Annotated in this window: 22 protein-coding genes and 1 riboswitch; of the genes, 17 read left to right on the top strand and 5 right to left on the bottom strand. The window is 45.3% G+C overall.

What is annotated here, in order from left to right; all coding sequences use genetic code 11:
• Positions 1 to 52: 52 nt before the first annotated feature.
• The 3 genes from NSQ57_RS24035 to NSQ57_RS24025 all read right to left on the bottom strand — a co-directional run bounded on the left by NSQ57_RS24035 (position 53) and on the right by NSQ57_RS24025 (position 3,683).
• Positions 53 to 1,066: a substrate-binding domain-containing protein gene (locus NSQ57_RS24035; RefSeq protein ID WP_342425406.1), complete on the bottom strand. Its 1,014-nt coding sequence runs from the start codon at positions 1,064 to 1,066 to the stop codon at positions 53 to 55.
• 245 nt (positions 1,067 to 1,311) lie between these two features.
• A complete protein-coding gene (locus tag NSQ57_RS24030; protein ID WP_318627716.1) occupies positions 1,312 to 2,511 on the bottom strand; it encodes a glycosidase in 1,200 nt (399 codons plus the stop codon).
• Positions 2,508 to 3,683 carry an AGE family epimerase/isomerase gene (locus tag NSQ57_RS24025; protein WP_029518690.1) on the bottom strand — a complete coding sequence of 392 codons (1,176 nt, stop codon included), beginning with the start codon at positions 3,681 to 3,683 and terminating at the stop codon, positions 2,508 to 2,510. Before NSQ57_RS24025 ends, NSQ57_RS24030 begins: the two co-directional genes overlap by 4 nt.
• A gap of 234 nt (positions 3,684 to 3,917) precedes the next feature.
• Between NSQ57_RS24025 and NSQ57_RS24020 the strand changes: the two genes are divergently transcribed.
• The 10 genes from NSQ57_RS24020 to NSQ57_RS23975 all read left to right on the top strand — a co-directional run bounded on the left by NSQ57_RS24020 (position 3,918) and on the right by NSQ57_RS23975 (position 14,338).
• Complete coding sequence (locus NSQ57_RS24020; protein WP_069010998.1) at positions 3,918 to 5,237, top strand: extracellular solute-binding protein; 1,320 nt, start codon at positions 3,918 to 3,920, stop codon at positions 5,235 to 5,237.
• Positions 5,238 to 5,304: 67 nt separating this feature from the next.
• Positions 5,305 to 6,189, top strand: coding sequence for a sugar ABC transporter permease (locus tag NSQ57_RS24015; protein ID WP_039271802.1), 885 nt, complete (start codon positions 5,305 to 5,307; stop codon positions 6,187 to 6,189).
• Positions 6,190 to 6,191: 2 nt separating this feature from the next.
• A complete protein-coding gene (locus NSQ57_RS24010; protein WP_023990883.1) occupies positions 6,192 to 7,025 on the top strand; it encodes a carbohydrate ABC transporter permease in 834 nt (277 codons plus the stop codon).
• Between the two features lie 59 nt (positions 7,026 to 7,084).
• Positions 7,085 to 8,134 (top strand): glycoside hydrolase family 130 protein, encoded by a 1,050-nt coding sequence (locus NSQ57_RS24005; protein ID WP_342425405.1) that lies wholly within the window; start codon positions 7,085 to 7,087, stop codon positions 8,132 to 8,134.
• A gap of 19 nt (positions 8,135 to 8,153) precedes the next feature.
• Positions 8,154 to 9,113, top strand: coding sequence for an alpha/beta fold hydrolase (locus NSQ57_RS24000; protein ID WP_342425404.1), 960 nt, complete (start codon positions 8,154 to 8,156; stop codon positions 9,111 to 9,113).
• A 57-nt stretch (positions 9,114 to 9,170) separates the two neighbouring features.
• A riboswitch (purine riboswitch) is annotated at positions 9,171 to 9,270 on the top strand.
• Positions 9,271 to 9,339: 69 nt separating this feature from the next.
• Positions 9,340 to 10,518, top strand: coding sequence for an MFS transporter (locus NSQ57_RS23995; RefSeq protein ID WP_029518685.1), 1,179 nt, complete (start codon positions 9,340 to 9,342; stop codon positions 10,516 to 10,518).
• 80 nt (positions 10,519 to 10,598) lie between these two features.
• The gene (locus tag NSQ57_RS23990; RefSeq protein ID WP_165145821.1) at positions 10,599 to 10,742 is read left to right on the top strand and encodes an RAxF-45 family protein; all 144 of its coding nucleotides are present in this window, start codon (positions 10,599 to 10,601) and stop codon (positions 10,740 to 10,742) included.
• Between the two features lie 103 nt (positions 10,743 to 10,845).
• Positions 10,846 to 12,909 (top strand): ABC-F type ribosomal protection protein, encoded by a 2,064-nt coding sequence (gene abc-f, locus NSQ57_RS23985; RefSeq protein ID WP_342425403.1) that lies wholly within the window; start codon positions 10,846 to 10,848, stop codon positions 12,907 to 12,909.
• Positions 12,910 to 13,851: 942 nt separating this feature from the next.
• On the top strand, positions 13,852 to 14,025 hold the full coding sequence (locus NSQ57_RS23980) for an FDLD family class I lanthipeptide (RefSeq protein ID WP_155271705.1): 174 nt from the start codon (positions 13,852 to 13,854) through the stop codon (positions 14,023 to 14,025).
• 121 nt (positions 14,026 to 14,146) lie between these two features.
• Positions 14,147 to 14,338, top strand: coding sequence for an ATP-binding cassette domain-containing protein (locus NSQ57_RS23975; protein ID WP_029518683.1), 192 nt, complete (start codon positions 14,147 to 14,149; stop codon positions 14,336 to 14,338).
• Here the strand turns inward: NSQ57_RS23975 and NSQ57_RS23970 are convergent.
• The gene (locus NSQ57_RS23970) at positions 14,335 to 14,778 is read right to left on the bottom strand and encodes an IS3 family transposase (RefSeq protein ID WP_152526751.1); all 444 of its coding nucleotides are present in this window, start codon (positions 14,776 to 14,778) and stop codon (positions 14,335 to 14,337) included. The genes NSQ57_RS23975 and NSQ57_RS23970 overlap by 4 nt on opposite strands.
• On the bottom strand, positions 14,727 to 15,080 hold the full coding sequence (locus NSQ57_RS23965) for a hypothetical protein (protein ID WP_342425402.1): 354 nt from the start codon (positions 15,078 to 15,080) through the stop codon (positions 14,727 to 14,729). Before NSQ57_RS23965 ends, NSQ57_RS23970 begins: the two co-directional genes overlap by 52 nt.
• Before the next feature lie 466 nt (positions 15,081 to 15,546).
• Here NSQ57_RS23965 and NSQ57_RS23960 point away from each other — a divergent pair, with 466 nt between their 5' ends.
• The 7 genes from NSQ57_RS23960 (at position 15,547) to NSQ57_RS23930 (ending at position 24,668) form a co-directional block, all read left to right on the top strand.
• Complete coding sequence (locus NSQ57_RS23960; RefSeq protein ID WP_193373363.1) at positions 15,547 to 15,720, top strand: FDLD family class I lanthipeptide; 174 nt, start codon at positions 15,547 to 15,549, stop codon at positions 15,718 to 15,720.
• A gap of 174 nt (positions 15,721 to 15,894) precedes the next feature.
• Complete coding sequence (locus tag NSQ57_RS23955) at positions 15,895 to 16,623, top strand: ATP-binding cassette domain-containing protein (RefSeq protein WP_029518680.1); 729 nt, start codon at positions 15,895 to 15,897, stop codon at positions 16,621 to 16,623.
• On the top strand, positions 16,620 to 17,414 hold the full coding sequence (locus NSQ57_RS23950; RefSeq protein WP_029518679.1) for an ABC transporter permease: 795 nt from the start codon (positions 16,620 to 16,622) through the stop codon (positions 17,412 to 17,414). Before NSQ57_RS23955 ends, NSQ57_RS23950 begins: the two co-directional genes overlap by 4 nt.
• A 13-nt stretch (positions 17,415 to 17,427) precedes the next feature.
• Positions 17,428 to 18,195 carry an ABC transporter permease gene (locus NSQ57_RS23945; protein WP_029518678.1) on the top strand — a complete coding sequence of 256 codons (768 nt, stop codon included), beginning with the start codon at positions 17,428 to 17,430 and terminating at the stop codon, positions 18,193 to 18,195.
• Between the two features lie 31 nt (positions 18,196 to 18,226).
• A complete protein-coding gene (locus NSQ57_RS23940) occupies positions 18,227 to 21,406 on the top strand; it encodes a lantibiotic dehydratase (protein WP_342425401.1) in 3,180 nt (1,059 codons plus the stop codon).
• Positions 21,406 to 23,289, top strand: coding sequence for an ABC transporter ATP-binding protein (locus NSQ57_RS23935; RefSeq protein WP_342425400.1), 1,884 nt, complete (start codon positions 21,406 to 21,408; stop codon positions 23,287 to 23,289). Before NSQ57_RS23940 ends, NSQ57_RS23935 begins: the two co-directional genes overlap by 1 nt.
• Positions 23,286 to 24,668, top strand: coding sequence for a lanthionine synthetase C family protein (locus NSQ57_RS23930; protein ID WP_342425399.1), 1,383 nt, complete (start codon positions 23,286 to 23,288; stop codon positions 24,666 to 24,668). Before NSQ57_RS23935 ends, NSQ57_RS23930 begins: the two co-directional genes overlap by 4 nt.
• Positions 24,669 to 24,980 lie beyond the last annotated feature (312 nt).

The raw sequence follows: 24,980 nt of genomic DNA, 5'->3' as shown, positions 1-24,980 counted from the left end.
TTGTAGAATATTGGAGTAGGGGTGACCTGTTCCCTAGTAAAGTGTGCGTTGATCATGTTCTCTCGATGGGCTTGACGGAGTCACGATATACAATATGACCTTGCACCAGAACTCGACCAAAGCGGCTGCCGGGATGGCTTATTTTTTTCATCATCGAATCAATCGCGGTACGTGCCATCTGCTCGATGTCTACTCCGACTGTGGTCAGTTGCGGGACAATAAGAGTGGCGTATACATCGTTGTCAAAGCCGACCACAGAGCAGTCCTCAGGTACGCGGTATCCCAGAGCAATGAGCTTGTGTACCAGATTGTGAGCGACCTGATCGCAGTTACATACAAAGGCAGTCGGCAGCGGCTGAGGCAGCTCCATTTCAACAAAGGCACCTTCGTCGTCCCGGTCACTGAGCACCCACTCGTTACGGAGGGGCAGTCTGTGCTCCAGCAAGGATTTATAGTAGCCGAGGAAACGATCCTGAATACTACTGGTGGAATAGATATTTCCCGCATAAGCAATATCCCGGTGCCCCTGGGCGATCAAATAGTTGGTCAGCTCGTAGGCTCCGTAAAAATTATCCGTCACCACAGAGTCGATATCGGCATGTTCATCATAAAAATCGAGAAACATTTTGGGTAGATCCATGGTTTGTACAAGCTCAATATATGGCTTGCTCACTTGGCCCAGGAGAATGAAACCGTCCACCTTGCGGTCGTAATAGATACGTGGCAGATTAAGCTGTTCTTCGTCTTCACGATGGAGGATGTGAAGGATGCCGTAGTAGCCGTATGGCTCCAGTGCCCGTGAAATTTGCTGGTAGATGTGCAGATAAAACGATTGGCCGGGGCCGGTAAAGCGTTCAGGGATGACAACACCAATGTTGTAGGTGAGGCCCTCCTTCATGGACTTGGCAACGGTATTGAAACGATAACCCATTTCGCCCGCGAGCGTCTTAATACGCTCTTTTAGCTCCTCGCTAACCCCATCCTTGTCATTGAGCGCCTTCGACACGGTCACGCTGCTTACTCCCAGCTTATCTGCAATATCCCGCATCGTAACGTTGCTCTTCATTCCTGTTCCGCCTTCCAATTTTAAAAAGATAAGCATTTTGCCTAATCCAGAGAATGGATGCAAATGCTGGGGAATATATCAGTAGCTTAGCCGCCTGTACAGATACAAAGACTTAGCAGCAAAGTTGTCTTGTAAAGATACAAAGACTGGCAGCCTGGCTGCCCATAGAACAACTGTTAGCCTGCGGGTAACAGTTGTTCTAAGGATAGTATACATGGTTCCGCAAGCAGGATAAAGCCTGCGGCTTATGTCTGCTGAGAAGGACGGGAGTGCGCTTTCAATAGCGCTTCATTGTGATGAATCAGATCACGGCGAACAGCGGCGCTGCTGAGAGAGCGCAGCGGGTCGGATGGTGTATTGAAGGTGTAGTCCTCCAGTCGAGCGATGGTGGTTGTCGCTACGTGGATACGGGTGTCACTGGAAGCGTAGTAGATAAAGACTTCATCTTGCTCGTTAACAACAGCCCCGTTGCAAAAAATAACATTCGAAACGTCGCCCACGCGTTCCTCATCATAAGGAGCTAGAAAGTGCCCACCGGGCTTAGCAATGACGCGCGTAGGGTCTTCCAGACTGGTGGCAAAGGTATACAGCACATACCGCAGCCCGGCGGCCGTATTGCGTACCCCGTGAGCGATATGAATCCAGCCGCGGCTGGTCTTAATCGGGGCAGGCCCCTGTCCGTTCTTGGCTTCGTACACCGTATGATAACGGCGCTCATCAATGACGGTTTCGTGTTCAATCACGGGCTGTGTAATATCTTTGCACAGGCCGAAGGCAATGCCACCGCCCGAGCCGGTGGAAATAAACCCGTCCTGAGGACGAGTATAGAAGGCGTATTGACCGTCCACAAATTCAGGGTGCAGAACAACGTTGCGCTGCTGTGGGGACTGGGTAGTAATGTTGGGAAGCCGGGTCCATGTACGAAGATCACGAGTACGGACCAGTCCGGCCTGAGCGACAGCACTGGAGGTATCGTGAGGTGGCGCGTCAGGGTCCTTTTTTTCCGAGCAATAAATACCGTAAATCCAGCCGTCCTCATGCTTCACCAGCCGCATATCGTACATATTTGTTTCTTCTGGGTCGATATCCTCCCATACTAGGGGGGCGTCAATGAATCGAAATTGATCAATGCCGTTATCGCTTTCTGCCAAAGCGAAAAATGATTTTCGATCCAGTCCTTCGGTACGCGAAACAAGAATGTATTTTCCTTCATGATAGATCGCCCCTGGATTCAATGCTGCATTTACACCCAGCCGCTCCATGAAAAAGGGATTAGTTTGCGCATCCAGATCGAACCGCCAGTGAAGTGGAACATGATGGCGTGTGAGCACTGGATAGAGGTAGCGCTCGTAGATACCATTGTAAAAGGTAGTTTTAACCTCATTAGGGCGTGTAATCAGTTCCTCTTGCTGCAATAGCAGCTCATCGTATTTGCTATGAATCATTGGTTTTCCATCCTTTCTAGCATTTCTATGCAAAATCGGCTGTTGTGATAAGGGCACTTCCAAGGGCCTGCAATCTCTCTCGCATCAGGCTTACCATCCGCTTGAACTGACCAGAACCATTCGCCTCCGGGGCGCGGATCTATGATATATTGCCGAGTATAGGCCCACAGATTACGCACAATTTGCAGAAATCGTTCGTCATTTGTACGTTGAAACGCATTGTAAAAACCAACCATCCCCTCGGCCTGTACCCACCAAATACGTGAGGTGTCTACCCGCTCTCCTTCCCGCTCGTTGATGAGCGATCCGTCTGGCTGAACAGCGCGCTCTGCTACCGCATTGGCAATATCCATCACCATATCCACGTATTCTGACGGGTAATAACCCAGCACATTCATAGCGTCCTCAATCAACCAGCTGGCTTCGATGTCGTGACCATATGAGGTCAGGTCAAGCAGAGAGCGCCATTCACGATCGAAGAATACCCCCAATCGTCGGGCAGAAGCATCGTAAACACGACGATATAAAATATCCAGTACGTTCGTCAGTGCATCTCGAACCTCTTCATTTGGCCAGACGCGCAGCAATTGGGTATACGCTTCCAAAACATGAATATGCGTATTCATGGTGATATGCGCGGTAACTCCATTTTCGCTGAGCAGCTCATTAGGCTGCGTGTTCCACAAGCGGTCATATTGCTCGCCGTATGCCTGCCGGGCGGGATCATATCCTTTTTGCTCCAGCAGGTGGAACAGCTCCATAGCTAGTGGCAATGCATTCGGGTCGTCTGTGGCACGTGCATACTCTGCTAGCGCATAGATCGCGAATGCCTGCGCGTATACATGCTTGCACGTGTCCACGGGTTGCCCGGTGTAGTCCACCATCCAATACATTCCTCCATGTAATGGATCAAGCAGGTGATCTCGCAGGAATGTGAATGCATCTCGTGCGGCTTCTGCATAGGTATCTTCCCCTGTTACACGAGCAGCCGCCGAGAAGGACCAGAGTAACCGTGCAGTGGCAATCCCGCCTTTGTCGGCTTGGTTATGAGTGTGCAGATCCACATCCACCTCGCCGTAAAACCCACCGTGTGTCTCATCCTTCAGTCCAAGCCAGAATGGGAGTATGTGTTCCTTCCATTCCTGTCTAATTTCGTCCAGTAGTGTTGCCAAGAGACAAAGCCTCCTTCGGGAAAAATATTAGGTTATCGTTAACTTTACAGAATTATCATATCTAGCTGTTTGTAAACTGTCAACCATGCTAAATTGGTGTTTTTTCATAAGGTGTGACCGATTCCACTTCACAAAAAAAGAATATTGCAATTGACATAGTAAGCGCTAACATAATAAAATGATTTTGTTACTTTAACGATAACCTTATTAAAAAACAACAGGAGGAGTCGTCTCATGAAGTTGTCCAAGGTTTTGATGTCATTACTATCTGTGGTTTTGTTAGCTGGGCTGTTTACTGGCTGTACCTCAAAGAAGGATGAGCCAGCTGCCAGCTCTGATCCAAAGGCCGTGGAAGGTGAAATTACGGTTATCACACAGCGGACAGATATTGTGGATACGGTATTTCAGGACTACGCTAAGGAATTTAACAAGCTTTATCCGAACGTGAAGGTCAATTTCCAGGCATTGGCCGATTATGATGGTCAAATTAAAATTCGGATGGGGACCAGGGATTACGGGGATGTTTTGCTGATCCCTGGCAGTATTCCAGTTGAAGAGCTGCCCAATTTTTTCGAACCACTGGGTACTTATGAGGAGATGAAAAACAAGTATACCGGCATTGAAGAACGTACGGTGGATCATAACAGCTACGGTATTCCGATTGCGATGGTTTACTCTGGTGTGATTTATAACAAAAAGGTGTTCAAGGACGCAGGAATCACGCAGCTTCCCAAAACACCGGACCAATTCCTGACAGCGTTACAGCAGATTAAGGACAAAACCAAGGCAGTGCCGCTGTTTACGAACTATGCCTCTGGTTGGGCACTGACCCAGTGGGAGTCTAGTCTGGCAACATTGGCGGGTACAAAGGAATACGTGAATGTCACACAACCGAATACAGATGACAATTTCACAAAGGGCCAGCCTCACTATGAACTGTATAAGGTCCTATACGATGCAGCTAAAAAAGGCCTGATTGAAAAAGATCCAACGACTACGGATTGGGAGACCTCCAAGGCAGATCTTGCTCAAGGCAAAATCGGTACGATGGTGCTTGGCTCTTGGGCAATTGACCAGATCAAAAGCACAGCTCCTAACAAGGATGATATCGGTTTTATGCCTTTCCCGACGAATGCCTCCAAGGTACTTGTGCCGCTGGCTGGTGACTTTAACCTCGGTATTAACGTAAACAGTGAAAATAAACCAGCGGCCCGTGCCTGGGTGGATTGGTTTACCGAAAAGTCCAACTATGCTGTAGAGCAGGCAGGCAGTATTAGTCCGCTGAAGGGTGCTCCAATGCCTAGCATTTTGAAGCAATACGAAGATCAGGGGGTCGTTTTTGAAACACTTACTTCATCTCCAAAAGGACAGGAAGGAATTGTTGATAAAATCGACAAAATGGGCGAAATTGGTTTGTGGCAGCCTGATTTCAAGAAACGCATTATTGAGGCAGCGGTGGGTAACCGCCCGGAATCGTATGACGCCATTATGAAAGATCTGAACGATGCATGGGTGAAGGCGCGTGCTGAAGTGGCTGCTAAGGAAGCAAAATAGCCATCTGAACTGACGAAAAGAAAGGATCGACGTAGCAGTCGATGGACGGATAGCCAGGAGGTGCAGCATGTTAAAATTTTCGAATCTCAGCTACTCCAAACAAAGATTGGCGATTATTGTTGCCTTTTCATTTATTCCGCTAGCGCTGCTGATCACTTTTGCGTACTTGCCAGTGATCAATATGTTTAAGTACAGCTTTTCGGACTGGAACGGCTATAGTAAGCGTCTGGAATATGTGGGTTTTGAAAACTATATCAAAATCTTTACCGATCCCGAGTATTTCTCGGTGTTTAAGGTCAGTCTGTATTACTTTGTAGCCACGTTTGTACAGATGGGTCTGGCCCTTTATTTTGCAAGCATTCTCAGCTTTCAGACCTGGTTTAAAAATTTCTTTAAAGGCGTTTTGTTTTTTCCTTCCCTGATGAACGGGGTGGCCATTGGTTTTATTTTTCTATTCTTTTTTAAGCCAGACGGCACGCTCGATACACTGCTTCAGGCAGTGGGGCTGGGTTCGTATGTCAAGCTGTGGCTGGGCAACCCGGAGATTATCAATATTTCGCTGGCGGGCACGTCGATCTGGAGATACATGGGCTTTAACTTTATTGTGTTTCTAGGTGCGATTTCTTCCATATCCAGTGATCTGTATGAAGCAGCCGATATCGATGGGGCCAACCGCTGGCATCAGTTCCGCTCAATTATTTTGCCGAGCATCAAGCGGATTTTGCAGTTGAACCTCATCTTGGCCATTAGCGGTGCGGTCAGTGCATTCGATATTCCGTATATTATGACCGGTGGCTCCAATGGTAGCGAAACATTCGTCATTCAGACGCTTGATGTGGCATTCAAATACAGCAAGGTCGGTTTGGCCTCGGCGATGGCGGTTGTTCTGCTGCTGATCGTAATCGCTGTTACGCTGCTTCAACGGTTGCTAATTCGGGGAGAGGAGGACTAATCATGTATAAGCTGAAAAGAATACTGGCTAGCAGCATCAAGTATGCGGCGCTACTACTAGGTGCGTTCATTGCACTGCTGCCGATTGTCGTAATTTTGTTTGCATCTTTGAAGACGAAGACTGAATATGCGGCAACCAGTCCTCTGACTCCCCCTGTGAACTGGCTGAATTGGGCTAACTATACCAAAGCCTTTATTAACGGAAATATGCTGACCGGATTTGTGAACACAGCTTTTATCCTGTTGATTTCGATCATCGGAGCCACGTTGACGGGTTCCATGATCGCGTACATTTTGAACCGCTTTAAATTTAAGGGCAAAAGTCTTATGCTGGGTGCGTTCCTGCTCGCAACCCTCATTCCGGGGGTAACGACACAGGTATCGACATTTCAAATTATCAACAAGTTGGAGCTGTTTAACACGCCTTGGGCGGCGATCTTGCTGTATTTGGGAACGGATATTATTGCGGTGTATATTTTTCTACAATTTCTGGATTCCATTGCGGTGGCGCTGGATGAATCGGCCATGCTGGATGGGGCCTCCTATCTGACGATCTACTGGCGCATTATTTTGCCCCTGCTGAAGCCTGCCATTGTGACGGTGATCATTATCAAGGGCGTTAATATTTACAACGACTTTTACACCCCGTTCCTGTATATGCCCAAAACAAGCCTTCAGGTCATATCGACGGCGCTGTTCAAGTTTAAAGGACCCTATGGATCACAATGGGAAGTCATTAGCGCGGGCATTATCATTGCCATAATTCCGACGCTGATTGCATTTTTATCCTTACAAAAATATATCTATAACGGATTCGCTCAGGGTTCGGTGAAATAGAATAACGCTGAACAAAAAAATGGTGAAATCAAGTATCTCGTAGAGAGGGGAATAAACGTATGAATAAATTGAATGTGGATTTGGGAGTAAATAGCGTGCGAATCGTGGGAGACAGTCTGCCGAAAATGCCGTGGCAGGATAAGCCTGAGGGCAGTGAGGCTCCGGTATGGAGACATACTGAGAATCCGGTCATTGGGCGGAATCCGGTGCCGGGCATTGCCCGTATTTTCAACAGTGCAGTAGCTCCGTATGAAGGACGGTTTGTAGGGGTATTCCGGGCTGAAACAATTAACGGACGTCCGCATTTGCATCTAGGCTGGAGTGACGACGGGTTGGCTTGGGACATTGAGACAGAACGGTTGCATTTGGTTGATGAGGAGGGGCATGATTACCAGCCTAATTATGCTTACGATCCGCGTCTGGTCCGCGTGGAGGATACGTATTATATCATCTGGTGTACAGATTTTTACGGTGCAGCGTTGGGGATAGCCCAAACGAAGGATTTTAAAAGTTTTGTACGATTGGAAAATCCATTCTTGCCGTTTAATCGTAATGGTGTGCTGTTGCCCCGTAAGCTAAACGGAAACTTTATGTTGCTATCCCGTCCGAGTGACAGTGGACATACACCGTTTGGCGACATTTTTCTGAGTGAAAGTCCTGACTTGGTCTACTGGGGCAAGCACCGTCATGTCATGAGTAAGGGCGGACAGGGCTGGTGGCAATCGGTAAAAATTGGCGGCGGACCGGCACCGATTGAGACGACCGAGGGCTGGCTGATGTTCTACCACGGGGTGACAGGCACGTGCAATGGGCTGGTATACAGCATGGGGGTAGCCGTTCTTGATCTGGATGATCCATCTAAGGTTAAATATCGTTCCTCCAACTTCGTGCTGACCCCGGAGGAATGGTATGAGGAGCGGGGCTTTGTGCCGAATGTGGTGTTCCCGTGTGCTACGCTGCATGACGCGGACACTGGAAGAATTGCAATTTATTATGGAGCCGCTGATACGTATGTAGGTATCGCATACACGACAGTATCCGACATTATGAAGTATGTCATCGCAACGGATGAAGTGGTCGGAGACGACCGTGAGTCGGGCCGGATGTAGCATGTAGGAGGGAACGTGAATGCCGGAGGATATGTCTTTACAGCAATTGCAGTCGTACATGGGGAGCAGCCCAAAGCCACCGGATTTTGACGCATACTGGGAACGGGCGCTACTGGAGCTGGAGCAGCAGCCACTGGAATATACACTGGAGCCTGCGGATTTTGTCTCTCCGCTGGTAGAGTGTTACCATCTATATTTTACCGGAGTGGGCGGAGCAAGGGTTCATGGGAAGCTGGCTCGTCCCAAGCACCTTACGGAACAAGGTCCAGCTTTGGCCATGTTTCATGGATATTCCTGCGACAGTGGTGATTGGTTCGACAAGGTAAGCTACGCGGCACACGGATTCACCGTGCTGGCTATGGATTGCCGGGGGCAAGGAGGGCTGTCCGAGGACAATTTGCAGGTTCAGGGAACGACGGTGCGCGGCCATATTATCCGCGGAATTGACGACCCGGACCCGGATCGGTTGTATTACCGCAATGTATTTTTGGATACCGTGCAGACGGTGCGCATTCTGATGTCTATGGAGCAGGTCGACCCTGAACGGATCGGGGCATTTGGCTGCTCTCAGGGAGGGGCCTTGACGGTTGCTTGCGCTGCATTGGAGCCACGTGTCCGTATGGCAGTTCCGGTATATCCGTTCCTATCGGACTATAAAAGAGCCTGGGCGCTGGATGCCACTACATCCGCATATGAAGAACTGGTTTATTATTTTCGTTGGTTTGATCCGAACCATGTGCGCGAGGAGGAGCTCTTTCACCGACTAGGCTACATCGATATTCAACATTTGGCAGACCGTATTCGTAGTCGTGTGTTGTTTGTGACAGGGCTGTCGGATATCATTTGTCCACCCTCCACGCAGTTTGCGGTGTACAATAAAATCGTATCAGGCAAGGAAATACTCCTGTATCACGAATACGGTCATGAGTATCTACCTTATCTGTCGGATCGTGCCATGAGTGAATTTTTGCGGCTGTAGGGGGTTGAACTTAGCCACAGGCTCCTTTATAGTAATAGCTATAACCTTCGTGAATGCGTAATAAATGAATGCCCCATTTGTATAACCTCAATAATATGGTTTGAGGGTCTCTACCAGGAACCGATAAATCCTGATTACAAAAAGTGTACGTCTTGTACATTTCTTGTGGTCAGGATTTTTTTGCGTAATACGAGGGAATTTACATGACAGCAAAGGAGCTAATGTAATGAACTTCAAAGTAGTTATTTTAACGATTGCGACCTTTACGGTGGGGTTGGTGGAGCTGATTATCGGTGGCGTGCTGCCCCAAATTGCACAGGATTTGAATGTCTCCGTAAGTACGGCAGGACAGCTTATCATGATCTATGCGCTCGTGTACGCTATTGCTGGGCCAACTTTGTTGGCGTTGACCGCCAAAATCGAACGAAAACGACTGTACCTGTGGTCGATGTTTATCTTTATTCTGGGAAGTCTGCTGGCCTTCTGGAGTCCGAATTATGCAGTCCTGTTTGTATCCCGTATCATTACCGCTGCAAGCGGGTCGCTGATCGTGACATTGTCACTGACCATTGCAGTCAAAGTGGTGTCCAAGGCTTATCAGGCCCGTGTCCTCGGTGTCATCTCCATGGGGGTTAGCTCCTCCATCGTGCTTGGTATTCCAGCCGGGGTGCTGATTGGAAATGCGTTTGGCTGGCGGGTGCTTTTCCTGATTATTGCCTTGTTGACGGTCGTTGCTATGATCGTTATCAACTTGTTTATGGAACGGATTCCGACGGAACATGTTGTGCCTATGCGTGATCAATTGAAATCCTTAAAAAATGTTAAAGTCATCAGTGCTCATCTGGTGACCACGCTGACACTGGCGGGCCACTACACGCTATATGCGTATTTCACTCCGTTTTTAGAAAATATGATGGGTTTAAATGCTTCGTGGGTTAGTGTGGCCTATTTTGTCTTTGGGCTGGCGGCAGTGAGCGGTGGTTTTATTGGCGGTTCTTTGGCAGATCGGTTCGGCACAGCGAAAAGTATTCTAGTCGTCGTAGGCGTGTTTATCGCCGTGATGTTCCTGCTGCCACTCTCAATCCACTCGGTTTATGTATTTGCGCCACTATTGATCATCTGGGGCATACTGAGTTGGGCCTTGTCGCCCCCGATGCAAAGCTATCTTATTGAAAATGCGCCCGAATCGGGTAGTATTCAGCAAAGCTTTAATTTCTCCGCACTCCAGGTCGGGATCGCTCTGGGTTCTGCCTTGGGAGGCGTAGTAATTGAGAATAGTGAATCTGTTGCCACGAACGCTTGGGTGGGTGGGGCATTTGTGATTGTTGCTTTTGTCTGCGGCGTATTTTCCATTACCAGAGCCGGGACATCGCAGGCTGTCAGAGGGCACCACTCTGTTTCATAGTTCGCTGAACCATCGCCCTCTTTTATAATACGAGCAAACATGTTATACTACACACAATTATGAAGAAGGAGGTGAGGTAGGTGAATCACGAGATGCTGAACAACCGTATTAGCCAGCTGCCGATTGCTATGGCTGGCATTGTTCATGCTTTTCCATACAACGGGAGAAGTCTGTCCAATTTTAATCATATGGTTGTAAACATCGCGAGAAGACGCCTACCTTAACTCGAACGGATTGCTGTATCTTCCGAAGAGTCGCGGGGTTGCTCCTGCGGCTCTTTTTGTGTTACCCGGGTAAGGGTCTTCCTAAATAAAGGAGAGCCTGAACATGTATATAGTTAACGGTCAACAATTGAAAAAATACCACGCTGCCAATCTGATTTTGGATGGTGCATCGTTTGATATCCATACGGGAGAAAAGGTGGGACTCATCGGCCGCAACGGAAGCGGTAAAACCACCCTATTACGCCTAATCGCACGCTTGTCCCGCCCGGATGAAGGGCAGCTCGTCATCGCCAAGGATACGAAAATCGGCTATTTACCGCAAATTCCGGCGGAGTTTGAGAGCTTCACCGTGTACGAAACGCTGGCTTACGCCTATCGTGAGCTGAAGGATTGCCGCAATCAGATGAGCACACTGGAACGGGAAATGTCAGATCCGATTGTGGTAGCGGATACGGGTCTTCTGGAGAAGCTGCTGCAATCGTATGCTTCCCTACAGGAACGGTTTGAGCGCAACGGCGGCTATGAAATGGATGCAAATATTGATCAGGTAGCGGATGGTCTGCGTATTCCCAAAGGAATGTATACGCGCAGCTTCGGCTCGCTGTCTGGTGGAGAGAAAACAAAAATAGCGCTGGCATCACAGCTCATCGGACGACCGGATTTGCTGCTGCTGGATGAGCCGACCAACCATCTGGATTTGAAAGGGCTGGAATGGCTGGAGCATTTTTTGCAGGGCTACACAGGCGCGTGTGTGGTTGTGTCCCATGATCGTTATTTTCTGGATCGGGTCGCCGTTAAAATGATTGAGCTTGAGGATGGCGAGGCGTTTACGTATTATACGAACTACAGCGGCTACGTTAAGGAAAAGGAAGAACGATTGCTACTGCAATTTGAAGATTATAAGGAACAGCAAAAGCGAATCAAAAAGATGAAAGAGGCCATTCGGCGTTTTGAAGAGTGGGGTCGCAACGGCGATAACGAAAAGTTTTTCAAAAAAGCAGCCTCCATTCGTAAAGCACTGGAGCGTATGGAGCTGGTGAAACGACCTGTACTGGACCCACAGGGGGCAGAATTTCACTTAAAGCTGGAGGATCGTTCCGGTCGCCGAGTGCTACAGTTTGAAGATATTGTTAAAGCTTATGGAGAGCGTCAGATATTAAGCGGGGCAACGGGCAGCCTGGAATTCGGTGAAAAGGTAGCCTTGTTGGGCGATAACGGCGCAGGTAAAACGACGCTGCTCAAGCTGTTGCTTGGTCAGGAAAGCGTAGATGCAGGCACGGTCCAGTGGGGTACGCGCGTAGAGTACGGATATTTGGCGCAGCAAGAGAGAGAACGGAATAGCCGGGCGACTGTGCTTGCTTACTTCAAGGAAGAAGCAGGGGTGGAAGAAGGCGAGGCACGCGGATTGCTAGCGAAGTATTTATTTTACGGTGCCGATGTGTTTAAACCCGTGAGCATGCTGTCCGGTGGCGAATGGTCCCGCTTGCGGCTGGCGTTGCTGGTCATAAAAAAGCCAAATTTGTTGGTGCTGGATGAGCCGACGAACCACCTGGACATTGACTCACGCGAGGCGCTGGAGGAAGCGCTGGACACCTACACGGGAACGGTGCTGGCGATTTCACATGACCGCTACTTTGTGAACAAGCTGGTAGGGCGCGTGTGGGAGCTGGAGGCTGGAAAGCTGACCTTTTATCTAGGTAGCTTTGATGAGTACCGAGCGAAGAAGCGTGAGCTGGAGAACGCTCGTTTACAGAGCGACGGGGATACCGGGACACGCCCGACATCTGCAAGCAGAGCCGCATCGGGTGGCAGCTCAGGCTCGGGCACAGCTGTACATTCTAGCGCAGCGAGCAATGGCGCGGGGACGGCTGCGCGGGCAGGAGCGACCAGCGGAGCCGATGCGAGCCGTGCTCGCTCCGGGTCCGCTGGTCGCTTGGGGGCACCCGGAGCGAAGGCCGCGAAGCTAACCCGCTCGCCCGCTGTGTCCAGCGAGCGCTTGGAGCGAGCGATTGCCGCCAAAGAAGCAGAATTGGCGGCGACAGATGCCGAGCTGGAGCTGCTCGGCACAAGCAGCGACACGATGCACATGGCGGAGCTGTGGGACGCGCGTGAGCGACTGCAAGCTGAGCTGGACACGTTGCTCGGCGAGTGGGTTGAACTGGAGTAAGTGATAGGCTGGTTGCTGAAGATAGGCAACGTATATTTTATAAAGGGATAGCCCTGAGGTAGCGCGTCTGCTGAGGGGCTATTTTTATATGGTAAAGACTAATGAGAGCGTGGGAACGGAATAACCATATATTAAAATAAATTGGTGTTAATTATTTTTTTATTATGTATGTTTACATATAAAGTAATAGATTTACATTTTGAAGCATGTGATATTGTTTTATTTGTAAGAAGGAAATAATCACTGTTAGATAAATTTTTATAATGGTCAACTAAGATCATACATAAGATTTTCCGCATTGTCATATATGGATATTCCTTGAGTAACGATCTGGTCAGGGTGTGGTTCTAAAACTTATTTGATCTGGATATTCAAGTGAATGAAATTTAAGGCTCATTTGAGCTTCAAGACCGCGACCGAGCGAGTACTCGGTATGAAATGATTTCGTCCATCAAGAAAGGATCCATCTACAATAGGTATTTATAATCCCTTACTAAACTTGCTTGTTGCCAGGTTGTAAAGCGGACTTCGCTATATCTTACTCCCAAAGTCGTTTTCGTGTACTTTTAGGACACGCATCAAAGTTGGATCAAGGCCTTTTATGCATCTTGAATATTGAAGTATATCTTCCAATCTTGAATTCATAAAAAATCAGTTACTAAATATGTTTTAAATAATACATAATTTAACTATACATATAATTATGTATTAGTATATATATTTCTTTTTACTCGATACAAGGAGTTTTGATTAGTCATTTGCAGGATTTTTTTCGGCATAATGCCTGAATAAAGTGTCTAACCATATAAAGAAGATGTCATATGAGGATGTTTCAATAGGTGACGATCTGTTGAGATATCTTTCATATAAATTAGCCTCCTAGATTACACAAAATTATTGTATTTATTATTAAAGATGAATATCGAGAGGAGTTTGGAAAAAATGGAAAATAATATTTTTGATTTGGATGTACAAATTAACAAGTCTAAAGGTTCAGTAGAACCTCAAGTAACAAGTTTGGCGTGGCAATGCACCGGAATGTGCGGCGGAACAGCCAACACTTGTGCTGAAACAGCAGGTGTAAAATGTTTTTCTAATATTGGAGCATTGTGTTGAACAGTGTAACCATGGAATTTGAACTCGAATCCTAATCGAATTAGGGTGAAAAATGGAAGGAAGGGGTCTTTTTAGTCCCATCCTTCCCCTCAATTATGATAGATTTGGAAGGAGAGAAAGAATGTCTAATGTTGTTATGGAGGTTCAGCAAATCACTAAAGTGATTGGGAAGCGTCAAGTAATTCACGATTCTTCCTTTCAGCTTGACAAAGGAAAGATATATGGTTTTATTGGTCCGAATGGAGTAGGGAAAACGACGTTGATGCGCATGATGACAGGGTTGATGCATCCTACAAGCGGGCATGAATGCTAGAGAAGTACAACATCTTTCCGCCAAACGGTAAATAGGTGATGTCCGTAACGAGCTTTTGCAGGGGCGCCTCTGCAAGGAATTGCCGCTTCAGCAGATTTTCTGCTGGATAAGCAGCCTGCAGGCTGCCCAGTGACCTTTCGTTTCTTCATTCTCACGCGGCACTGTAGCCCCTCACGCTGCATCATCCGCTGAACTCGTTTGTGATTCATTCTTTGCTCTGCCCGAAGGAGTGCGGTGATTTTCTGGTAACCATACCGAAACTTATGATGGATGCAAAGCTCTCGGATTTTCTCCACCGTAGCATCTGTGCGCTTTGTCTCCATAGTTGCTTTCCAGCGGTAGTAGGTCGCTCTTGCGATCCCGAGCCATGTACAAGCCTCAGACACCGTCACTTCGTCTCGAATGGATTCGATCCAGGCCACGGCGACTTCTGGTTCCACCTCTTTTCCAGTTCCTTGTACTTTTTTAGCAGGTCCAATTGCTGCTTCAGGAATCGATTCTCCGCTTTTACTTTTTCAAGCTCCGAAGAGTGTTCCGGACCTTTTCTGTAGCTGTATTGTTTACCTACAGGCTGCTCCAGACGATGCACTTCGCCTTTTCGATACCACCTCATCCATGTTTCTAGCTGTGTCTTATTCCGTATTCCCAGTTGCTCCATAACCTCTCTTACCAGAACTCTTGCCAATCTCATTTCAATCGCTTTCATCTTTATTTCTAAGGGATAACTCACTCTCGTTGCCAACGTAAAAACACCTCCAAGGTTATCTCCATATCTTACGACATGGCTTGATTCTCTTGAAGGTATTTTGATGTGTCTCACGTTATGGGGTCAGTCCCCTTTTTTGTATGGTAAAGAGAATGAGAGAGTGGGAATAGAATAACCATATATTAAAATAAATTGGTATTAATGATTTTTTATTATGTATGTTTACATATAAAGTAATAGATTTACATTTTGCAACATATGATATTCTTTTATTTGTAAGGAAGATATAAATTATTATTAGATGAAGTGTTTGTTATCAACAAAGATCATACATACGGTTGTCTACGTGATATATGGCAATATTTCGAGTAGGTGACGATCTGGTCGGGGTGTTGTTCATATAAAATCCTTCTCTTCTATTGCGAGAAGGAAGGCTTTGGCGGGGTAAACATGAACCTCGCTGAAGGCTGATGGTATATCTAAATGAAAGGGGGGGAATGCAATGGCTGAAAACTTATTTGATCTGGACGTTCAAGTAAACAAATCTCAAGGTTCTGTAGAGCCTAAAATTAGAAGTATTTGGAATTGCTCTAGCGGCTGTGGTGGCGGTAATACATCCCAAACTTGTGTTGAGACATGTTCACCTTGCTTCAGTAATTTAGGAACACTTTGTTAATAAATTTTAGTTGTTTTGCAACTTGCAAAACCTTTATATTGGATAACTATTTAATTTAGCAAAGGAGGAGGGACCTTGAAGTCCCTTCTTCTTCTTTGAGAAAACCTTTGGTTTCCTGGTTGTGAATATCAGAGGCATCCTTATATTTGGATTTAGTAATGGAGGGAAAGTGTAATGTCGGATGTCTTATTGAAAGTTGAAAAAGTATCCAAAAAAATGGGGAAACGGGCTTTATTAAGTGACATTTCCTTCGAGCTTGAAAAGGGGAAAATATATGGTTTCATTGGACCGAATGGAGCCGGGAAAACAACAATGATGCGGATCATGACGGGGTTAATGCATTCAACCAGTGGCTCTGTAAGGATAGCTTCATATGACGTACAGGCGGATCGGGAAAAGGCGCTCTCCAAAGTAGGCGCTATCATTGAGTCCCCGGTCTTTTTTGATTATATGACGGGTAAACAGGTGCTGCGTAATTTGTCTCGGTTGCATCCGAATATTAAATCTTCCGATCGGGAAAAGCATATAGAGGAATTGTTAGAAAGAGTAGGCCTGGATTTGCGTGGAGACGACAGGGTGAAAACTTATTCTTTGGGCATGAAGCAACGCTTGGGCATTGCCCAATCTATGCTGGGTAACCCGGAGCTACTGCTGCTCGATGAGCCTTCCAATGGTCTCGATCCTATGGGAATGAGGGAGTTGAGAGATATTATCCTTCGTTTGCGAAATTCAGAAAATTATGCATTTTTTATCTCCAGCCATCTGCTGGATGAGTTGCAGCAAATGTGTGACGAATTAATTGTGATTAAAGAAGGAACGCTAGTTTGGAAGGGACCCGCAGATCAATTGGTTGAGGAAGGTCAACGGCTAGAGGATGCTTTTATGGAGCTAATGGGATTATGAAGACACTCATTTACAGTGAGTTCGAGAGATTGTATAGCAGAAAATGGTTCTGGCTTCTGATTTTATGTACCCCTGTACTCGCTTATTCCACAGCCAGCTATTTTTTGTATCTCAAGACTTCGGTAGAAGTGTTGTCCAAAGTCTTTGTCATTATAGGCCTGCAAGAAAATTTGTTTTTAATATGCAATATTGCTGTAGCTGCATTAGTAGCGACTCTATATACGGAGCAATTTCGGGGTGGACAGTTGCGTCTAATCTTCATGCGGCGTTTTACTCGGGGACAGATTTTCTGGAGCAAGCTATTGGTTTTACAGGTTTCTGTTCTATTACTCTTACTTATATTGGGTCTGTCTCTTTGGGGTGTCGGAGTATGGCGATTTCCCTATTCTGAAGGCGAAACAAGGCAATATGGAGAGCTTATAATGTATGTATTTCAATATTATGCAAAGGCTTTTGTCTCACTTATGGCTATTGGCTGTCTGTATTCCTATATTGCCATGTGTAGCAAGAGTGTAACCCATGCAATTGGTATTTGTACGACCTATAATCTGTTCTCTTTGCTGTTCGATGGCTTATACCTTAAATTAGCATCTCTATTTTCTCATATTCCCTACATACATGATCTTATAGTCTTTTTATTTATTCCTTATATGCAGTATAGAGGATTGAAGACATCCTTATCCGGAAACCTGTCTGCAAATGGGGCGATTGCCACCGTTGTTATTTTATATCTAATCCTTTTTACATGGGGAGCATATCGTCGTTTTACCAAGGATGATTATTTGTATTAGGAGGATTTTTCTTATGCTAGGAATTTGGCGAAGTGAAATGGAACGAATATGGAATCGAAGATCTACTCTTTTATTATATACAATTTTTCTATTGATGGTTATTGCGAATATTGTCAGTCTTAAAATTAATGGAACAATGAAATTCCGCTTTGGCGAAGGGATTGCCACTGTTAATAATCTGAACTTGCCGTGGCTTATGATGAGTGAAATTTCCCTATTTCTGATCCTGGCATTGTTGCCTATTTTGTATGTGGATCAGTTAAGCGGGGATATTCACTCCGGGGCGTATCGTTTATATGTACTGCGTCCATACCGTCGCTTTCAATTTTGGCTTGGAAAACTGTTCGCATTATCGGTCACGACGATCGTTTTTACGGGTACAGCCTTGCTCATAGGCATACTGGCTGGTTGGACTATTTTTCCCCGTAGCTTAACCTTTTTTAAATACGGCTCAGCAGAGGCTTCCACCTCATTAGATGCTATGTCATATACACTTGTGTTTTATTTGGTATTAACGTTGGTTTGCCTGGCAAAGCTCATGCTAAGTAGTGCAGTGTGTTTGTTCATATCCAGACCTTTATTCTCGTTTATTTCTATTTTATTTATATCTATGTTTATCTACCCATTTTACAAGCCACTTGTGATGTTAATAGATCCTTTCCAGCAAATTATGCTTGCTTTAAGAGTGGATGGTTCCACCAGATTCTGGATGTGTCTAATCGTGATTATATTGATTTGTTCGACTATTAGCTTTGTTCGTTGGCAAAAGAAAACAATTTAAACGTTTGGCTTAGAACGGAGGTTTAATGGGAATGGAAGAGCATCTTTATAAAACCCTGGATTTTTTTATGCTTCGTACTCCTGTGCTACCTATGGAAGAGTTCGGAAAATGCTTTCTAACCAATGTCGGAGAGACTGAAGGAATCAGACGAGTTGCAATAAATCGTCTTACGGAATTATCTCGTAATCCATTTATTCGTGAAGCGTTAGCTGCCTCCAGCCCTACTCTGCTTGAATCTTTAGTACATATCAGCGATCAGGACAATCCGCGCAAACAGGAACAAGTTATCAAATCCTTTATGCGTTATATCACTAGAATGGCTACACGACCTACGCCGTTCGGATTGTTATCTGGAGTCACATACGGGAAATTCGGAGAGCAGTCTCAGCTCATTTTACAAGAGCCAGATATGTATCGAAAGCGTGCAAGACCGGACATGGAATGGCTAATGAAAGCCGTTGAAATGGTCACAAGCAGTAAGGAGGTTGTCCGCCAGCTGCGGGTTCAGCGTAATACATTAATTTATCGTCAGGGTAACCGGGCTAAAATCCCCTACACGACAAGATGCGGCAGTATAGTCGGTGGAGAAGATCAGAGTGTGTCCGTTCGTGCGACTCAGGTATTTGATTGTGTGATGGAAGCAAGTTCGACCCTCATACCTTATCAGGAACTGGTCAACCATCTACATAAGACATTTGAAAGAGCTGATATCGAGACAATTGACCGTTATGTATGGCAGCTATTTGAGCAAGAGTTTTTGATATCTGAGCTTATTCCTCCTACCACTACTACCGAACCTCTGGATCATATACGATCCGTCTTGAAGTTAGTAACGGGTATTGATGAGTTAAAAGAGAATTTTAATAACATCGCGGATACTATTAATAAATATAATCGTCTCCCTATAGGCCAAGGGGAAGATTCGTTGGAGCATTTAAGACGAAAGATGGGCAAAATGTTCAGTGCAAAATCAAGCTTGCAAATCGACCTTTCCCTGGAGGATCGAGGAGTTGTTCTTCCCCAATGTATCCGTAAGGATGTTGAATGTGTTGCCGAATTACTAACTAAGCTTTCGTCGCGAGAGAATAGACCTTTGGATGAATTTTGTATGGAGTTTTTGGAAAAGTATGGTCCATATCGGGAGGTTCCTTTGCTGGAGCTTCTTGATGAGGATACAGGGATGGGTGCTCCGGCAGGCTACAAACATCCATTGAGTAACCGAACACGGCTTCAAAACATGTCACCGTCCCAGTCGAGATCACATCAGGAGAAGCTTTTATTTCAATGGTTCGTATCTTGCATCCATGAAGGAAAACATGAAGTGGTACTTACAGATGCCATGATAGACGAAATGTTAAAAGGGCAGAAATCAGGCAAATGGTTGGCAGCACCTTCTATGGAATTGTTTTTTCAATTGGTCGCCCCTGATCAGCAGGCTGTAGATCGCGGCGAGTATATTTTACTTCTGGCACCTAATCAGGGGTCAGACGGGGCGGGAAAGACGTTCGGGAGATTTCTGGATTTGTTTGACGAGCCTTTTACTGATATGTTCTCCAGCATTCAATCGGAAGAGCAACGGTTACAGCCTGAAAAGCTGTTAGCCGAAATATCGTATTTACCCAGTTCGGGAAGATCGGCAAATGTAGTATTAACGAAGCATACTCGCCCCTATGAAATCGCAATAGGAACCAATCATACCCTGCCAAAGGAACAACAGATACATGTTTCGGACCTTGCTGTTGGGGTACGTAATGATCATTTTTATTTGAAGTCGATAAGTCGCAATCGTGAGGTCATTGCTAGGGCTGGACATATGCTCAATGCTGAATTGACTCCTAACATACATCGTTTTCTTTTGGAGGTCAGTGAGGATGGTTATCGCCATTGGTCATCTATGGAGTGGGGATTCGCCACCCATGCTCCTTTTACCCCACGTCTAAGATATAAGCATGTCATTCTCAATCCGGCTACATGGAGAATGACATGGGATGCGGCAACTAGCCCATCCAAGAATATGATTGATTCGGAAAATTCAGTGTATAAATTCCAAAAAGAATGGAATCTGCCACGTTATGTATATATGATTGAATTAGATAATCGAATCCTGTTGGATATGAATCATCCATTGCATGTTGAACAGGTTTGTAGAGATCTTCAATCCAAAGGAAAAGTTACTTTAATCGAACACATAGGTGAAGTCGGTGAAACGCCAGTCTCTCGTCACAGTGGACGCTTGGCGGCTGAATTTGTATTTCCATGTATACGTAAACAGGCTGTAGCAACGAACCATTTTGAGGAGGAAGTTGCTGCCACACTAGATAGAAGGCATGAGGATACAAGTCGTCTTTCCTCAGAGGCAACCTGTACTTATCTTCCTGGTGGTCCTTGGTTCTATGCCAAATTATATGGTATGAACAGTCGCCAAGATGAGTTTATTGGTGGTTATTGGGATGAATTTGTGCGGAAGCATCAAGAGGACGGTAACATCCTTCAGGGGTACTTTATCCGATACGCTGATCCAGATAAACATATTCGTGTCCGGTTTAAGCTACCGGAGTTTCAGGAGGGAAACTTGTTTCTTCCCGTGTTTCATCAATGGACAGAGATGCTTTTAAATGAAGGCATGATATCCAGAGTTGTGATCGATACCTATGAGCCAGAAGTAGAGCGTTACGGTGGAAAGAAGCTCATGATGTGGGCAGAACGAATGTTTTCTTGTGACAGTGAAGTGACAGCCAAATTGATACGTCTCATTAGATTCAACCAGGCTTCTTTACAGAAGGACGTTATAGCTATTTTAAGTGTGATCAATCTTCTCTACCAGTTTGGTTACTATGAGGAAAGTGCGTTTCAATTCTTAAATCGTCAATTTGACTTCAAAGACTATTTGAAAGACTTTCGCAGGGAACGGAAGTTCTTTTTAAAATGGATGGGATCGGATCAGGAAATGACAGCTTCGACTGCATCCAGTCGCGAATCCATAGAAAATATTTTTTATGCAAGAAAAGAAGCAGTAGAGCAATATAATTATATACTCCATGAGCAGGAACGGGAGGGGGGAGCTACCAATACAAGAGAGGATATTATATACAGTGTGATCCATATGCATTTGAACCGATTAATTGGAATTGACAGGGATCGGGAGCGCAAAATAATGATCATGGCCAGACATGCTATGAACAGCCTGGTTCAATATCGGGGGAACCGCTAATGAGTAGCGTACAAAAAAGTACAGATCGGCGGACTTCTTCCATATGGAAGTCTGTACGTCAAGGGCTTAAGCTTTTTGCCTTAGTATTTAACATGAATAAGGTCTATATGCTTTCTAGCATTTTTTTGCATATCATTCAAGGTGTGATGCCCGTACTTACTTTGGTTATCATGCAAAATTTACTTAATAGTATTGTTTCTTCTAGTCCTCATGATATCTCTATAATTATGCTACAATTTGGTCTCTTTATATTTATTCACGTTTTAAAAAGTCTAGTTACGATGAGTCAGAGTTATGTAGAGGGCGTCCTTGAATCTGTGCTGTCCAAGTCATTAAATATCATGATTGGAGAAAAATCAGGCTACTTGGGACTGGCGGATTATGAAAATTCTCAAATCAACGACCAGCTAAAGCGGGCTTCCCAAGAAGCTTCCTATCGACCTTACCAATTATATACACAAATGGCTGGTATTTTATCTAGTCTAGTTACCATGCTGTCTTCGGCAGTTTTACTTTTCTTATGGAAATGGTGGGTTGTGGTTATTCTATTTGTGATTTCACTGGTGTCGGTTTACTCAATTTTTAAGTTAAACAAAGAACAGTTTGAAATCTATATGAATCGTACCCCGTTATATCGACAGTCATGGTATATGACCTATTTGCTTACAAATGATCGTGCGGTCAAAGAAGTGAAGATTTTTAATTTGGGTCCTTATTTACTAAAAAGATATGAGAATTTACTGCAAAGATTTTTTGTAGAAGACAGGCGTATATTGGGCAAAAGAGTTAGAATTACTTTCCTGTACAGTTTGCTTGAACTTTCTGTTCTGTTATGGATAGTGTGGATCGCAATCCAGGAAACCTTTGTGAAAAAAATATTAATAGGGAACTTATATGGCTACATTCAAGCGATTATGCTGACCCAAAGTCAAATGCAGGCACTAATCCAAGGTATTGTTCAATTTTCACAAAATAATTTGTATATGGAGCAGTTATTTGTATTTTTACAGTTGCCTACATCGGACCCCATTCGGCGTCAAAAGGAACAGGCACTTCTGGATCACCCAAAGAGCAGCACCGGATTTTGTATTGAACAAATTTCAATTGAAGGGGTTTCCTTTACATACCCGGGTCAATCGAAGGCTTCTATTCAGGACATGCATTTAACAATGACTAAAGGACAGACGATAGCCATTGTAGGGAAAAATGGATCAGGAAAATCGACGCTTATGAAAATCCTGATGCAGCTTTATTCTGATTATAATGGCGTCATTAAAATTAACGACCGTCCCGTTCAGGATTATGATCTGCAGCAGGTTCAAGACAAAATTGGAGTCGTGTTTCAAGATTTCATGCATTATGAAATGTCAGCACGTCATAACATTGGGTTTGGATCATTAGGGCGTATGGAGCAGGATGAGGAGCTCATCCATGCAGCCCAGTGCGTAGCTATAGACCAGATTATAGCCAAACTTCCACAAGGTTTGGACACACAGCTTGGTAAATGGTTTGAGGATGGCTACCAACTCTCAGGAGGCCAATGGCAGCGAATAGCAATCGCACGGGCTTTCCTGCGTAAAGCGGATGTGTATATTTTGGATGAGCCAAGTTCCTTCTTGGATCCTGTGGCAGAACAGGATTTGTTGGTATTATTTTTGGAGTTGATGAAGGATAGCATTGGTATTTTTATTACTCATCGGATTTCATCAGCACGTCTGGCACATAAAATTGTGGTAATGGACAATGGTTTAATTGTGGAGCAGGGAACACATAAGGAGCTGATGTTACTCAATGGGCTATACGCAGAGATGTACAACATTCAGGCCAGCTCATTCGATGAAGAAGCTTCCTTAATTGAAAGCGGAGGGAGGGTGCTAGGATGACGACGACTTCATATATTTGTGATAAATGGATACCCATTAATTTGGATATGAAGGATAAAGTAACTGTAATCTTACAAGAGATTTCCAATCGTTACAAAGACCCCGATCAAGTGCGTATGTATATGAAAAAAACGCCCCCGATAGAGTCTGATGGGATGAAGATGGACCGTTGGTCAGATGAAAGTTTGGGAAGTGGGTTCACGGGCATCTGTTTGTTAATGGGTCAGTTGGATCGACTATACCCTGAGGATGGTTGGGATATTGTAGGACACCAATATTTAGAGCGAATTCGTATGATCGTGGAGCAAAAGGGTGTCCATGACTTATCCCTGTATAGTGGATTATCAGGTATTTTGCTGGCTATTTACTCTTTATCCAGGAAGGGCACACGTTATCAAGGAATGCTTGATTCTCTTGCCTCCTGGTTCGAAGAGGCTGCTTTACATAGCTTGGCCCTATGTCGGGAGGAATGGGGAAGAGGACAATTACAAATGAGCCAGTATGACGCCATATCAGGCTTTACAGGGATCGGACGCATCGCCATGTTATTTTCTGACCGCCCGACTATGCATACCATATGGAACCAGACGATTGAATTGTTTCAGATAATGTGCAGCGACCGTACTTGGAATGGACATCCTGTACCTGGATGGTATATTACCACGGAGAATCAATTTCAAGAGAATGAAAAGAAACAATATCCGCAGGGAAATTTTAATTTAGGGCTTTCGCATGGTATCGCGGGTCCATTAGCTTTTCTGAGCCTGTCTGCTCTTAATGGAGCCGACTCCCTCCCTTTAGTGGGCGATATCAACAGACTGTCACAATTTATACATCATTGGCGTGTTCAGGATACTGAGGGCGTGATTTGGCCTGGGCGTGTTTCCCTTGAGGAATGGGTGGATAACCGTCTGCAGCCTGAAAGCACGCAGTATTATCGTGATTCCTGGTGTTATGGCGTACCAGGCATTGCACGTTCGATCTGGCTGGCGGGACAAGCTCTTCAAAATAAAGATTGGATCGAAACGGGACTACGTGCATACTTGGATATAGAAAAAAGGCTCTATCGTAAAGGAGGACTATCTTCTGCGACATTGTGTCATGGTATTGGGGGATTGTTGCATCTGATCCAGCGTATGTATTCAGATACGGGCCATGAGCAGTTAGGTATGATGCGAGACAGGCTACTAGAAGAAGTGCTGGATATGTTCGATACTAATTCGGCGTTTGGCTTTTATGATCATAGCCTATTGGATGGGAGGCTAGCAGAAGTAGATGAGGCTGGCTTTCTGAATGGAAGTGCTGGAGTTGCCTTGGTGTTGGCTTCATTGATAGGAAATGAAAATCCGGATTGGGACGCTGCTCTTCTAATTCGCTAAGATATGTCATGTTATTCCCTAACCTGAACATAATAAAAGTAAGAAAAGATCCAATCGACCGTTTGAAGGCCGGTTGGATCTTTTTTAACATACTAATTCCTCCTGAGACTCAAGGTATTTTCATTAGCATCCTTCAAGCTGGTTCCGCTTACATGGAATCCCAAGGCAGTATATGTTGTACTCCCATTCAATAACCCAATACCTGAACAAAACAGAAAAACAAGAGCGAAGATGAGTACCCTTTTACTATATAACCGCCAAACACGGTGTATCGTTTCTTTTCCATAAGGGACGGGTATTAATTGTTTAGTC

Origin of the sequence: Paenibacillus sp. FSL L8-0502 (genome assembly GCF_038593055.1) — a bacterium.
GTDB lineage: Bacteria > Bacillota > Bacilli > Paenibacillales > Paenibacillaceae > Paenibacillus > Paenibacillus polymyxa_D.
Note: the sequence above shows the minus strand (reverse complement) of the source record. Positions and strands in the feature narration are given on the sequence as shown.

What these genes read in the sequence shown, in the direction of transcription:
- NSQ57_RS23945 (WP_029518678.1), top strand. Translation starts at nt 17,428, where the DNA reads ATGCTAGGAATTTGGCGAAGTGAAATGGAACGAATATGGAATCGAAGA.
- NSQ57_RS23950 (WP_029518679.1), top strand. Translation starts at nt 16,620, where the DNA reads ATGAAGACACTCATTTACAGTGAGTTCGAGAGATTGTATAGCAGAAAA.
- abc-f (WP_342425403.1), top strand. Translation starts at nt 10,846, where the DNA reads ATGTATATAGTTAACGGTCAACAATTGAAAAAATACCACGCTGCCAAT.
- NSQ57_RS23930 (WP_342425399.1), top strand. Translation starts at nt 23,286, where the DNA reads ATGACGACGACTTCATATATTTGTGATAAATGGATACCCATTAATTTG.
- NSQ57_RS24030 (WP_318627716.1), bottom strand. Translation starts at nt 2,511, where the DNA reads ATGATTCATAGCAAATACGATGAGCTGCTATTGCAGCAAGAGGAACTG.
- NSQ57_RS24005 (WP_342425405.1), top strand. Translation starts at nt 7,085, where the DNA reads ATGAATAAATTGAATGTGGATTTGGGAGTAAATAGCGTGCGAATCGTG.
- NSQ57_RS23940 (WP_342425401.1), top strand. Translation starts at nt 18,227, where the DNA reads ATGGAAGAGCATCTTTATAAAACCCTGGATTTTTTTATGCTTCGTACT.
- NSQ57_RS24020 (WP_069010998.1), top strand. Translation starts at nt 3,918, where the DNA reads ATGAAGTTGTCCAAGGTTTTGATGTCATTACTATCTGTGGTTTTGTTA.
- NSQ57_RS23975 (WP_029518683.1), top strand. Translation starts at nt 14,147, where the DNA reads ATGTCTAATGTTGTTATGGAGGTTCAGCAAATCACTAAAGTGATTGGG.
- NSQ57_RS24010 (WP_023990883.1), top strand. Translation starts at nt 6,192, where the DNA reads ATGTATAAGCTGAAAAGAATACTGGCTAGCAGCATCAAGTATGCGGCG.
- NSQ57_RS23955 (WP_029518680.1), top strand. Translation starts at nt 15,895, where the DNA reads ATGTCGGATGTCTTATTGAAAGTTGAAAAAGTATCCAAAAAAATGGGG.
- NSQ57_RS24000 (WP_342425404.1), top strand. Translation starts at nt 8,154, where the DNA reads ATGCCGGAGGATATGTCTTTACAGCAATTGCAGTCGTACATGGGGAGC.
- NSQ57_RS24015 (WP_039271802.1), top strand. Translation starts at nt 5,305, where the DNA reads ATGTTAAAATTTTCGAATCTCAGCTACTCCAAACAAAGATTGGCGATT.
- NSQ57_RS23935 (WP_342425400.1), top strand. Translation starts at nt 21,406, where the DNA reads ATGAGTAGCGTACAAAAAAGTACAGATCGGCGGACTTCTTCCATATGG.
- NSQ57_RS23960 (WP_193373363.1), top strand. Translation starts at nt 15,547, where the DNA reads ATGGCTGAAAACTTATTTGATCTGGACGTTCAAGTAAACAAATCTCAA.
- NSQ57_RS23980 (WP_155271705.1), top strand. Translation starts at nt 13,852, where the DNA reads ATGGAAAATAATATTTTTGATTTGGATGTACAAATTAACAAGTCTAAA.
- NSQ57_RS23995 (WP_029518685.1), top strand. Translation starts at nt 9,340, where the DNA reads ATGAACTTCAAAGTAGTTATTTTAACGATTGCGACCTTTACGGTGGGG.
- NSQ57_RS24035 (WP_342425406.1), bottom strand. Translation starts at nt 1,066, where the DNA reads ATGAAGAGCAACGTTACGATGCGGGATATTGCAGATAAGCTGGGAGTA.